Annotated in this window: 14 protein-coding genes; 8 read left to right on the forward strand and 6 right to left on the reverse strand. The window is 65.1% G+C overall.

Translation table 11 applies throughout. The features are described from left to right. The first annotated feature begins 85 nt into the window (after positions 1-85). Positions 86-652 (forward strand): dCTP deaminase, encoded by a 567-nt coding sequence (gene dcd / locus OH705_RS20235; RefSeq protein WP_023630764.1) that lies wholly within the window; start codon positions 86-88, stop codon positions 650-652. 97 nt (positions 653-749) lie between these two features. Further along, a complete protein-coding gene (locus tag OH705_RS20240; RefSeq protein WP_046854466.1) occupies positions 750-992 on the forward strand; it encodes a hypothetical protein in 243 nt (80 codons plus the stop codon). Between the two features lie 6 nt (positions 993-998). On the opposite strand, the gene OH705_RS20245 is transcribed toward OH705_RS20240, so the two are convergent. Continuing rightward, complete coding sequence (locus OH705_RS20245; protein ID WP_094012393.1) at positions 999-2114, reverse strand: succinylglutamate desuccinylase/aspartoacylase family protein; 1116 nt, start codon at positions 2112-2114, stop codon at positions 999-1001. A gap of 160 nt (positions 2115-2274) precedes the next feature. On the opposite strand from OH705_RS20245, the gene OH705_RS20250 reads away from it, so the two are divergent. Beyond that, positions 2275-2427, forward strand: a complete 153-nt coding sequence (locus OH705_RS20250) for a type II toxin-antitoxin system HicA family toxin (protein ID WP_267302840.1) — start codon at positions 2275-2277, stop codon at positions 2425-2427. A gap of 20 nt (positions 2428-2447) precedes the next feature. Further along, positions 2448-2873 carry a type II toxin-antitoxin system HicB family antitoxin gene (locus OH705_RS20255; protein ID WP_023630767.1) on the forward strand — a complete coding sequence of 142 codons (426 nt, stop codon included), beginning with the start codon at positions 2448-2450 and terminating at the stop codon, positions 2871-2873. Between the two features lie 69 nt (positions 2874-2942). On the opposite strand, the gene OH705_RS20260 is transcribed toward OH705_RS20255, so the two are convergent. From OH705_RS20260 to OH705_RS20280, 5 genes are all read right to left on the reverse strand, one after another. Beyond that, the gene (locus OH705_RS20260; protein WP_267302841.1) at positions 2943-5378 is read right to left on the reverse strand and encodes a penicillin acylase family protein; all 2436 of its coding nucleotides are present in this window, start codon (positions 5376-5378) and stop codon (positions 2943-2945) included. A gap of 192 nt (positions 5379-5570) precedes the next feature. After that, positions 5571-5774: an SEC-C metal-binding domain-containing protein gene (locus OH705_RS20265; protein WP_023632501.1), complete on the reverse strand. Its 204-nt coding sequence runs from the start codon at positions 5772-5774 to the stop codon at positions 5571-5573. Between the two features lie 7 nt (positions 5775-5781). Further along, the gene (locus OH705_RS20270; protein ID WP_023632502.1) at positions 5782-6258 is read right to left on the reverse strand and encodes an LEA type 2 family protein; all 477 of its coding nucleotides are present in this window, start codon (positions 6256-6258) and stop codon (positions 5782-5784) included. Between the two features lie 2 nt (positions 6259-6260). After that, positions 6261-6737, reverse strand: a complete 477-nt coding sequence (locus tag OH705_RS20275) for a YchJ family protein (protein WP_038706657.1) — start codon at positions 6735-6737, stop codon at positions 6261-6263. Positions 6738-6741: 4 nt separating this feature from the next. Then, a complete protein-coding gene (locus OH705_RS20280) occupies positions 6742-7236 on the reverse strand; it encodes a DUF6231 family protein (RefSeq protein ID WP_038706656.1) in 495 nt (164 codons plus the stop codon). A 160-nt stretch (positions 7237-7396) separates the two neighbouring features. Here OH705_RS20280 and OH705_RS20285 point away from each other — a divergent pair, with 160 nt between their 5' ends. From OH705_RS20285 to OH705_RS20300, 4 genes are all read left to right on the forward strand, one after another. Further along, positions 7397-8089 (forward strand): OmpA family protein, encoded by a 693-nt coding sequence (locus OH705_RS20285; protein WP_038706655.1) that lies wholly within the window; start codon positions 7397-7399, stop codon positions 8087-8089. A gap of 89 nt (positions 8090-8178) precedes the next feature. Next, the gene (locus OH705_RS20290; protein ID WP_046854473.1) at positions 8179-8898 is read left to right on the forward strand and encodes an OmpA family protein; all 720 of its coding nucleotides are present in this window, start codon (positions 8179-8181) and stop codon (positions 8896-8898) included. 97 nt (positions 8899-8995) lie between these two features. Next, positions 8996-9271: a DUF1145 domain-containing protein gene (locus tag OH705_RS20295; protein ID WP_023632547.1), complete on the forward strand. Its 276-nt coding sequence runs from the start codon at positions 8996-8998 to the stop codon at positions 9269-9271. Beyond that, entirely contained in the window at positions 9264-10022 is a 759-nt protein-coding gene (locus OH705_RS20300; RefSeq protein WP_267302842.1) for a collagen-like protein, read from the forward strand. Before OH705_RS20295 ends, OH705_RS20300 begins: the two co-directional genes overlap by 8 nt. The last annotated feature ends 194 nt before the right edge of the window (positions 10023-10216 follow it).

Raw genomic sequence — 10216 nt, forward strand, 5'->3', positions numbered from 1 at the left:
TGGGCAAGGAAACTTTAACCCGCGCGCCGGGACCGGTAAGATGCGCTTCTCGTTTTTCACCTTGCACTCTTCAGGACACCCCGCCATGAGCATCAAATCGGACAAGTGGATTCGCCGCATGGCGCAGGAGCACGGCATGATCGAACCGTTCGTCGAGCGCCAGGTGCGCGGCGAGCACGACAGCCGGGTCATCTCCTTCGGCGTCTCCAGCTACGGCTACGACGTACGCTGCGCCGACGAATTCAAGGTGTTCACCAACATCAACTCGGCCACCGTGGACCCGAAGAACTTCGACGCCGGCAGCTTCGTCGACATCAAGAGTGACGTGTGCATCATCCCGCCAAACTCCTTTGCCCTGGCCCGCACCGTCGAGTACTTCCGCATCCCGCGTGACGTGCTGACCATCTGCCTGGGCAAGAGCACCTACGCCCGCTGCGGCATCATCGTCAACGTCACCCCGCTCGAGCCCGAGTGGGAAGGTCATGTGACGCTGGAGTTCTCCAACACCACCACGTTGCCGGCGAAGATCTACGCCAACGAAGGCGTGGCGCAGATGCTGTTCCTGCAGTCCGACGAGGAGTGCGAAGTGTCGTACAAGGATCGTGGTGGCAAGTATCAGGGCCAGCGCGGCGTCACCTTGCCGCGCACCTGAGCCGACAAAGCGCGGGAATTGTTTCCGCGCCTGGCACTCCAACGAGTGAACAGTTCCGGCGCGCATGACGTGCGCCGGCTCTCGTCAGGAGCCTTCCATGAAAATTGACCCCGCAATCAGTGCCAAGCTGGCCGTCCTGCAGCCGAACCAGATCGGATTGCTGGCCTGGTCGCTGCTGGCCCATCCGCCGATACACACGCCACTGCCCATGCGCGCTGGCGGCGTGCCTCACCAGCCTGATCCCGACACCCCCCAGCCGCCACAGCCTGGCGAGCAGCCACCGATGGAGCCGGGCGAACCGACCTTGCCGGATGAGCCGCCTCCCGCTCCCGTGGCTTGACGCCGCTCAGTTGCCCAGCAGGTAACCGCTGCGACAGACCTGCTCGCCTGCCACATGGGCGACCACCATGCCCGCCGTGGCCATGCGCCGGATGCTGCGGGCATAGAGCAGCCCCGCCTGGCTATTGCGCAAGGGAGTGACCCGGTCGTTGAGCGGGTCGATGACCTCGGCGATCAGTGTCCCGGCTTGCAGGTACTGGCCGGGGCTGGCATGGAACACCAGCAACCCGCCAAGCGGTGCCATGACCGGTTCCACCGCTGCCAGTGGCGTGGCCGGTCGACGCAGCGCCGGCAACGGGGCAGGCTGCCCTTCGATGACCCCGGCGTGGGTCAGGAAGTCGAGGATCGCCTGGCAGTCCTGGGTGGCCAGGGCGTGGCTGACATCGGCCTGGCCGCGCAACTCGATGGTCACCGAAAAACTGCCTTGGGGGATCGGGAAGCGTTTGCCGAAGCGCTGCTGCAACTGCCACCACACCAGGCTGAAACACTCATCGAACGATTGTCCGCCCGAGTCGGTGGCCAGCAGGCTGGCCTGGACGCCCAGGTAGCGTGCCAGCGGTTCGACCTCGGGCCAGGCCTCGGGCGTGGTGTACAGGTGCTCGACGGCTTCGAAGTCGCAATGCAGGTCGAGCACCATGTCGGCGTCGCAGGCCAGGCGCTGCAGGGTCAGGCGCTGGGACTGCAGCGGCGTGTGCGCGGGGTGGGCATCCAGGCCCCGGCGCAGGTATTCACGGATCAACGCCAGGTTGTGCGCCGGGTCTTGGGAGAGGTGGCCTTCGATCTGGTCACCAATGTTGTCCGACAGGTCGACGAACCTGCGGTTGAAGTTCTCGCCGCTTTGCAGCTCGAAGCGCCCCAGGGGCGCGTCCAGCAACACCTGCTCGAGGCCGACCGGGTTGGCCACCGGCACCAGGATGACCTCCTTGCGCAACCGCCCCTGCTGCTCCATGTCCGCAAGCCGCTGCTTTAGGTGCCAGGCCACCAGCATGCCCGGCAGCTCGTCGGCATGCAGCGAGGCCTGGATGTACACCTTGCCGGCGCCACGTGGGCCGAAATGGAAGCTGTGCAACTGGCGGGCGATACCCGGGACAGGGGAGAGCAGGTCGTGGGTCGAGTGGTGCATGGTGGTCCTGATGTGAGCGCTGTGCGGCAAGGGCCGGGATCAAGGATAGAAGCATAACTTCGGCGTTGGCGCACTATTCACATCGGCCGGGCGGACGGTGGAGCTCAGATATGGACTACCTGAAATGAGGAAATGCCGAACCCGCAGGTGTTGTCTACTGATGCTTCATCACGCTGAGCAACAAATATGTTGCGAGCGCAATCTGAAGGGTTACCTGGGCAATCGACAAACCATCTTCCCCGACCACGGCGCCAAGGAAATAGGGGAGGGGCTGAGGAAGAAGATCCTCAAGGATCTTGGACTGAGCGACTGACCACGCAACGAGGTTTCCAAATGAATTTCGACTATCCGGTAAACGTGCACCGTGATACAGGCAGTGTCTGGATCAGTTGTCCGGATATACCTGAGATGGCCAGTGCGGGCGATACGCTCGATGAAGCATTGTTCGATGCAGTGGATGCCCTGGAGTCAGCGCTTTCCCTGTACGTGGAGCGTCGGGCAGCCATTCCGTTGCCGACACCAGTGCAGTCAGCCGAGGCCATTGTCAGGTTGCCGGCGCTGACCGCGGCCAAGGCGGCGCTGTGGAACACCATGGTCTCTCAGAACGTGACCAAGACCGAAATGGCCCGACGGCTTGGCGTTAATCGGCCGCAGGTGGACCGGCTGGTTGATTTGCTGCATCGCTCCAAGATCGAGCAGGTCGAGCATGCCTTGCATGTATTGGGACAACGCATAGAACTCGCGGTGGTAGCTGCCTGAAGATGATCCGAGAGGTTCCTTCCTGGCGCAGATGCTGCGCCAGGAAGCTACTTCCGTGGGGCCGAAGGCCTATTTGCCAGGCACCAGCGTCAACCGCTGGCTACCGTAGGCCCGGGCAAAATTCTGCGGTTGCAGCGGCAGGCTGGTGAAGCGGCCCTTGAACCAGGCATCGAGCCCATCGCTGTAATGGTGGCTGGCCGGATTGCCGGACTGGCCATTGCTGGTCAGCACCTGCAGCGGTTCGGTCTGCCCAAAATCGACGATCATCCGCGCCGAGGCCGGCAGTTGGGTGTCGAAGCTGCTCCCCCAGGCATAGGGCGTCAGGGCCAGGGTGCTGAAGTCGCCACCCGCCGCCAGGGGCGCGCGCTCGAGCTTGTCGCCCAGACCGTGATAGGCCGGTGCCGGCCAGCGGTACTGATGCAGCTTGCCCCACTGCCAGGCACGGCGGTCGGCGCCGAGTTGTGTGGTGCCGGCATCCACCGCCGCAGCCAGGCTGCGGGCGAGGATGGCCGGCTTGTCTTCTTTTTGCGGCGTGCCGCGATCGTCCCAGAACGGGCTGTCCTCGCGCCCCAGCAGGTGGTCGGCCTGGGCGGAGTAGGAAAGCTTGGCATTGCCGATGAACGCTTGCCATGCCGGGCTGGATTCCGGGCCCAGTTCATCGAGGAAGGTCTGGCGAGTGACTGCCTGGAGGAACAGTTCGTACAAGGCGGCATCGGCCGACACCGGGCTTAGCCGGCCATCGAAGGCCTTTAGCCGCGCCAGCGCATCGCGAGCCTTGTCGCGCTGAGCGCCAGGCAGGGCGTCGATGGCCTGCTTGAGCGGCTGGGCCATGCCGGGGGCGTCGAACATCTGCTTGAGCTTGTCGGCCAGCAGTGTCACCTGATCGTTTTGCAGGGCCATCAGGCTGCGGCTGTCGTGACGACCGTTGCCGGCCAACTGGGCCAGGCGTTCGGCACGCTCGGGGTAGTACCAACTGCTCGACAGCTGCATGCCGTAGCCTTTGGGCAGGCTGCGCTGGTTGGCGTGGCCGATGAAGCCGGCGGGCGGATCCTGATCGTAGGGGTGCAGCATCGCGTCGGCGTAGCCATCCCAGTCGTAGCGCCCGTCCCAGCCTGGCGAGGGCAGCAGGCCCTGGCCTTCGCGGCGGTTGGGATAGCGTCCGCTGACCTGCCAGCCGATATGCTGGGGCTCGGCGAACACGAAGTTCAGCGCTGCCGCACCGACCTCGCGGGTGCTGTCGAAAGCACGCTCGATGTTTTGCGCGCGGGTCAGGTCGAACAGCGCATCTAGACTGCGATCATCCTTGAGCTGCGGTAGATGCAGGGCCAGGGCCAGGCTGCCATGCCCCGGCAACAGGGTGCCGTGGCGGGTGTCGTACATCACCTCGCGCTGAGGGCGCTGGCCGCGAACGAAGAAGGTCTCGTTGCGGGCACGCGCCGGTTGCCACTTGCCGTCGGCGAGGTAGGTCAGCTGGGTGCCCTGGCGGCGCACCTGCTCGAGGAACAGGTCCTGGTTGTCGGCCATCACCGCGCTGCTGCTCCAGGCCAGCTTGCCGTTGTAGCCGGCCAGTACGATCGGCAGCCCCGGCAGCGACAGGCCGGCGACCTGATACTTGCCGGTGTGGATCTGCACCGGGCTCAGTGCCCAGGCAGCGCGGCTGTCGCTGGCCAGCAGGCTCTTGCCGGCACGGCTGCGCTGGGGCGACAGGGCCAGGTTGCTCAAGCCGGGCACGCCCAGCAGGCCGAGGTCGGCCAATTGCTGGCCAGTGGCGGCGAGCGCGCCCAGGCCCGGCAGCTGGCTGGCCAGGTTCAGGCCCTTGAGCTTGTCGACTTCGCTTTCGGCCAGGGGCTCGTCCGGAGCGCCGGGCAGCAGCCAGGCCAGCTTGTCGGCACCGACCTTCTGCGCCAGGGTCAATGCCGACAGTTCCTCCTGCAGGTTCACCGACTGGCTGAAGGCGTAGAGGCTGAAGATCAGCGCCGAATCCTCGGGTTTCCAGTATTCCGGGCGATAACCGCTGCGAGCGAGTTCGCCCGGTAACTTGTCGCGATAGCGGAACAGGTAGGCGTTGACCCCGCGGGCATAGACTTCGAAGAAGCGCTTCAGGCGCGGCGAGGCATCGGCATACAGCTGGCTGGCACCCTGCTTGAGGTTGGCCGCGCGCATCAGCCGGTCGATCTCCAGGGCGTCGGCTCCCGCCAGCTCGGCCAGGCGCCCCTGGGCCAGCAGGCGCATGGCGACCATCTGCTCGATGCGATCCCCGGCATGCAGGTAGCCCAGGCTGAACAGCGCATCATGGAAGTTGCTGCTTTCGATCAGCGGCGCGCCCATGGCGTTACGCCGTACCGAGACGTTCTGCGCCAGGCCCTTGAGCGGTTGCACGCCGCTGTAGGGCAGGACGCTGTCCTGGTAGCCACCCATCTGGCAGCCGCCCAGCGCGAGCAGGCCAAGCAACGGGGCAGCACTGCCGAGGCGGAGGGGGAAGGGTGGAAGGACGGGGGCGGCCATGGCTGGATTCCTGCAGGGCGTGGCGGGGTTCTGAAAGGCGCTAAGGTAGTGAGCGCGCAGTCGCCGTGCAAGGTGCCGGGGAGCTTTATTTACCAGTGGTCATGCTGGAGCGGGTTGATCATGGGCCAAGCCCGTTCCCACGACGGTTTGCCTGGGAGTGGGCTTGGCCCTGAACACGTGCGCTGACGTTGATCAGGCGCCGTGGCACTTCTTGAATTTCTTCTCGCTGCCGCATGGGCAAGGGTCGTTGCGGCCGACGTCCTTCAGGGCGTTGCGCACCGGCTCCTGGTGGCCGTGGTTGCAGTGCGGGCCGTGCACATGGCCGTGGTCGTGGTGATGGTCGTGACCGTGATCGTGATCGCAGTCGGGGCCATGGACATGGGGTTGTTGGGTCATTGCAGCGTTACTCCGGTTTAAGATCGCCGGGGATTATCTCACCCCTTTGCCTCAAGTGCAGGTCCCGATGCACGAACAGTCCGGTGGCCAGCTCGCCACGCAGTTGATACTGCACGGGTTGCCCGCTCTTGAGCAGCTTTGCCAGAGGCTTGAGGTGCTGCCAGAGATTGGTCCGCACGGTGACCTTGAAGGTGCGCCGGGCATGGCCGCCAACGCTGCGCCACAGGCTGGCCTCGTCTTCGGCCAGCAACAGGTCGCCGAGGCGTACAGAATAGGCCAGGTGGCGGATGAACAGGCGGCTGTCATTGGGGTTGTCGACCCGCAGGTGCAGAACGAACTCCTGCTGGTGCAGGCGCACCTTCACCGGTTCCACCTCGAGCAGGTGCAACTGTGGTTCGCGCCAGGGATCACTGCCCCAGCTGACGCAGCCCGCCAACCCGCACAGCAGCAGGCTGAGCGAGAGCAGGCGGGCCAGGGTGCGCATGCTCAACTACCGAAGTAACTGGCGCAGCATTTCTTGAACTTCTGCCCGCTGGCACAGGGGCAGGGGTCGTTGCGTCCGGCCTTGAGGGGCGCGGTCGGGTCGATGAAGTACCAGCGTCCGGCATGCTGGACGAATGCCGAGCGCTCGCGGTGCTGGTGATCGCCCTCGAGGTCGTGCCAGCGCGCGGTGAACGTGACGAAGGCATGCTCGGGCTGCCCGCCCAGCACCTCGGCGCCCTCCACCTCCAGGCCTAGCCAAGTGCTCTGCGCGCTCCAGGCCGCCATGGCGGCGCGGTCCAGGCCCGGTTGCTGTGCTGGCAGGGTGGTGGCCACCAGATAGTCCACCAGGCCCAGCACATAGGCGCTGTAGCGTGAACGCATCAGCGTCTGGGCATCCGGCGCTGGTGTTCCACTGTGATAGTGCCCGCAGCAGGTATCGAGCAGGTTGCCACTGCCGCAGGGGCAGATCGAGACACTCATTCGTTCACCACCAGTACTTGCCGAAGTTTTCTGGGTTGGCCCAGAACTTGGCATTGAGCCAGTCCGGGACCTGCTTGTAGTCATGCAGATCATAAGTGAACAGGCTCAACACCTGGTCATCGCGCTGGAACTGCTCGCTGGCCGAGAGCGCCAGCGAGTAAAAGTCGGTGGCCTGCCAGCCGCAGGCGGTCAGGTCGGCCAGCACCGCGACGCGGCTGGCGTTGAGGTTGCGGATGCCGCCCAGCAGCTCCAGGCCGGTGCGCTTGGGCAGGTGCTCCAGGCAATCGACCAGCACCGCCAGGTCGAAGCGCCGGGCGGCCTGTTCGGCGGGCAGCGGGCCGGGTGCGGTGGCTTCGATGTGGGTATCGGGATGGGCGGCGGCGAAGGCTTCCAGAGCCGGGAAGCGGCTGCCCACCAGCAGCAAGTGGCGCGGGGTGAAGCGCTCCAGCAAGGCGGCCAGTGCCTGCTGGGGCGTGCGTTGGGAGAAAGCGTCGGTCATTGCCATTCCTCGTTCAGGTCGCTCAAGACTAACGGTCCCAGGCCAGCGGGCAAAGGGGCGAGCCGCTGCGGCATGGCTTATTGCTGGCAGAGCGGGAAGCGCCGGTCTTTACTCCCAGAGCATCGGTTTTCTACCGATTCCCCCTAGGAGAAGCAACAAGATGAGCATAGTACGCACAGCGATACCCCTGGTTCTGCTCACCAGTGTGTTGACTGGTTGTGCAGGTTTGCAGAAAACCGACTGGCCGAAGTGTGCTGCCGTCGGGGGCGTTGGCGGCGCGGCCCTGGGCGCGATCGAGAGCTCCAGCTGGGCTGGCTGGGGCGCCTTGCTCGGTGGCGGCCTGGCGGCGGGTTACTGCTGGGCCCATGGTGACGGTGACGAAGACGGCGATGGCGTCCCGGACAGCCGCGACAAGTGCCCGGGCACCCCGCGCGGCGTGCAGGTCGACGCCAATGGCTGCCCGCCGGAGCCGGCGCCGGTGGTCGAGGAGGTCGTGGTACAGAAGGAAGAAGTCATCGTCATCCGTGACGTGCATTTCGAGTTTGACTCGGCACGCCTGACGGCCACCGACAAAGAGCGCCTGAACACCATCGCCACGCGCCTCAAGCAGGAAGCCCCGAGCGCGCGCCTGAGCGTTTCCGGCCACACCGACAGCGTTGGCTCCGACAGCTACAACCAGAAGCTCTCCGAGCGCCGCGCCCAGTCGGTGACCAACTACCTGGTCGAAAGCGGTGTACCGCGCGCCAGCTTCGTCTCGGTGGTGGGGGCGGGTGAAACGCAGCCGGTCGCCGACAACGCCACCGCCGATGGGCGTGCCATGAACCGTCGAACCGAGATCAAGATCCAGCGTTGACGGCGATGTGCCCGCGCCTTGAGAAGTGGCGTGGGCACGTCTTTACTCCTGTGTGACCGGTAGCGGCCGGTGACACAGGAGCATTCACCATGCGTGTTTTGTCGAAAGCGGCACTGCCGTTGGTGGTGGCCACGAGCCTGCTGGCAGGCTGCGCCACCCACAGCGATGGCAGCGCGCCCCTCAATCAAAGGACCTGGCCCATCTGCAGCCTGCTTGGCGGCCTGGTCGGTGGCGGCCTGGGCGCCATCGAAAGTTCCAGCTGGGCGGCTGGTGCCGGCGTTGCCGGTGCGATCGCCGGTGGTCTGATCTGTTATGCCCAGGATGGCGACGAGGATGGCGATGGCGTTTTCGACCGCCGCGACCGTTGCCCGGATACCCCGGCTGGTACCCAGGTCAACCATATGGGCTGCCCGTTGCCGCAATATCCAGCCACCGCACCGCAGCCAGAGCCTGCGGCGACCCCAGAGGTGATCACGCTGGATGATCAGGGCCAGGTGCTGTTCGCCTTCGACTCCGCCGAACTCACCCAGGGTGCCCAGCAGCGCCTGCAGGGCTTGCTGCCCAAGCTCAACGATCCCAGTGTGGCCAGTGTCAAGGTGATCGGTTTCACTGACAGCGTGGGCTCCGACAGTTACAACCAACGCCTGTCCGAGCGCCGTGCCAGCGGTGTTGCGGAGTACCTGATCAGCCAGGGCCTGGCGCCGAACAAGGTGACCAGCCAGGGCCGTGGCGAGAGTGAGCCGGTGGCTGACAACGACACCGACGAAGGTCGCTCGCGCAACCGACGGGTGGAACTCCACCTGAACTGACCCCTCTGGCGCATGCCCCGGCAGTAGGGTTACTGTTGCCGACGCGGTCCGCTCGAACGAACCGCTTCGGCATAACAATAAATCATGGGGGCGGGGTATGAAGTTCATCCTGGGCCTGGGCAAGGCTCTGACGGTGGCATTCTGGGGTGTGGTGCTGTTCAACCAGTTCATGCCGCAGCCATTGCCGCTCAATCTGCTGATCAATGCCGCAGGTATCGTCGTGCTGTCGCTGCATGTGCTCGAGGTGCTGTTCTTCAACGGCAGCCTGCGCGGGCGCAGCCACCGCTGGTTCGACCGCCTGCAGATTCTGTTGACCGGCATCTTCCATGTCATGTCCATTCCCCGGTCGCAGGAGGCGCCGAGCCATGCGTAAACTGATTTTGCTGGCTGTAATGGCTACACCCTTGGCCCAGGCCGAAAGCCTGGAGGTTGCTCCCCATTCCATGCTGCGCCTGCCGAACAAGGCGGCTAGCGTGCATCTGGAGCACCTGCGGGTGGCCGACTCGGCGACCTTGTTGCTACCAGCCAGCCTCATCGAACTGAAGATCGACCGGCTCGAACTGGGGCGCGATGCGCGCATCGCCATCGCGCCGGCCGAGCGCGACCTGCGCATCGAGGCGTTGACGGCTCGGCTGGGCGAGGGTAGCGAATTCAGTGCGCCAGGGGCGCCCGGAAGCTACGAGCGGCCCGCGCGGCCGGGGCGTAACCTGGATCTGCGGCTGCAGGCGCTGGAGGCGGAGCGGCTATCGATCGACGCCCGGGGCGGGGCTGGGGCGCCGGGGTATGTCGGGCTCGACGGCGCCAATGGCAAGCCGGGGGGCTGCACCTGGGGGCAGGCCAGTCGTGGGGCGAATGGCGATGATGGTGGCAACGGGCATGATGGGGCTCCCGGTGGGCGAGTTCGTCTGGCGGTGCCTGAAGGGTTTGCGCAGGAGCGGATTGTGGTGCGGCTTGATGGTGGTGCGCCTGGTAAGGCGGGGGCTGCGGGGAAGGCCGGGGCGGGTGGGGTCAGTAAGGGGTGTCTGGTTTATCGGACCGATGCGGGGGGGAATGGGCGGCCTGGGCAGGCCGGGCAGCCTGGGTTGGCTGGGGCCTCGGGGGAGTTGATTCTTCAGCGGCTTTGAGTTTTTCTGGGGTAGTGTTGTTTGGTTGTTTGGTTGTTTGGTTGTTTGGTTGTTTGGTTAGTTGGCTAGTTGGTGTTGAAAGTTGTATGCGCATTCATTTGCGATGTCGACGCTTATTCACCTTTCCGCCCTTACGGCGGCTTACTTTGGTCTTGGCCAAAGTAAGCAAAGCCGTTGCGCTCCATTCATCCGGC

The sequence above is a fragment of the Pseudomonas sp. BJa3 genome (assembly GCF_026343815.1).
Taxonomy (GTDB): domain Bacteria; phylum Pseudomonadota; class Gammaproteobacteria; order Pseudomonadales; family Pseudomonadaceae; genus Aquipseudomonas; species Aquipseudomonas soli.

Bases quoted from the DNA above. Each gene is read 5' to 3' on its own strand.
- OH705_RS20265 (WP_023632501.1), bottom strand. From the start codon at position 5,774: ATGACCCAACAACCCCATGTCCATGGCCCCGACTGCGATCACGATCAC.
- OH705_RS20270 (WP_023632502.1), bottom strand. From the start codon at position 6,258: ATGCGCACCCTGGCCCGCCTGCTCTCGCTCAGCCTGCTGCTGTGCGGG.
- OH705_RS20255 (WP_023630767.1), top strand. From the start codon at position 2,448: ATGAATTTCGACTATCCGGTAAACGTGCACCGTGATACAGGCAGTGTC.
- OH705_RS20285 (WP_038706655.1), top strand. From the start codon at position 7,397: ATGAGCATAGTACGCACAGCGATACCCCTGGTTCTGCTCACCAGTGTG.
- OH705_RS20250 (WP_267302840.1), top strand. From the start codon at position 2,275: ATGCTTCATCACGCTGAGCAACAAATATGTTGCGAGCGCAATCTGAAG.
- OH705_RS20280 (WP_038706656.1), bottom strand. From the start codon at position 7,236: ATGACCGACGCTTTCTCCCAACGCACGCCCCAGCAGGCACTGGCCGCC.
- OH705_RS20245 (WP_094012393.1), bottom strand. From the start codon at position 2,114: ATGCACCACTCGACCCACGACCTGCTCTCCCCTGTCCCGGGTATCGCC.
- OH705_RS20260 (WP_267302841.1), bottom strand. From the start codon at position 5,378: ATGGCCGCCCCCGTCCTTCCACCCTTCCCCCTCCGCCTCGGCAGTGCT.
- OH705_RS20295 (WP_023632547.1), top strand. From the start codon at position 8,996: ATGAAGTTCATCCTGGGCCTGGGCAAGGCTCTGACGGTGGCATTCTGG.
- OH705_RS20290 (WP_046854473.1), top strand. From the start codon at position 8,179: ATGCGTGTTTTGTCGAAAGCGGCACTGCCGTTGGTGGTGGCCACGAGC.
- OH705_RS20240 (WP_046854466.1), top strand. From the start codon at position 750: ATGAAAATTGACCCCGCAATCAGTGCCAAGCTGGCCGTCCTGCAGCCG.
- dcd (WP_023630764.1), top strand. From the start codon at position 86: ATGAGCATCAAATCGGACAAGTGGATTCGCCGCATGGCGCAGGAGCAC.
- OH705_RS20300 (WP_267302842.1), top strand. From the start codon at position 9,264: ATGCGTAAACTGATTTTGCTGGCTGTAATGGCTACACCCTTGGCCCAG.
- OH705_RS20275 (WP_038706657.1), bottom strand. From the start codon at position 6,737: ATGAGTGTCTCGATCTGCCCCTGCGGCAGTGGCAACCTGCTCGATACC.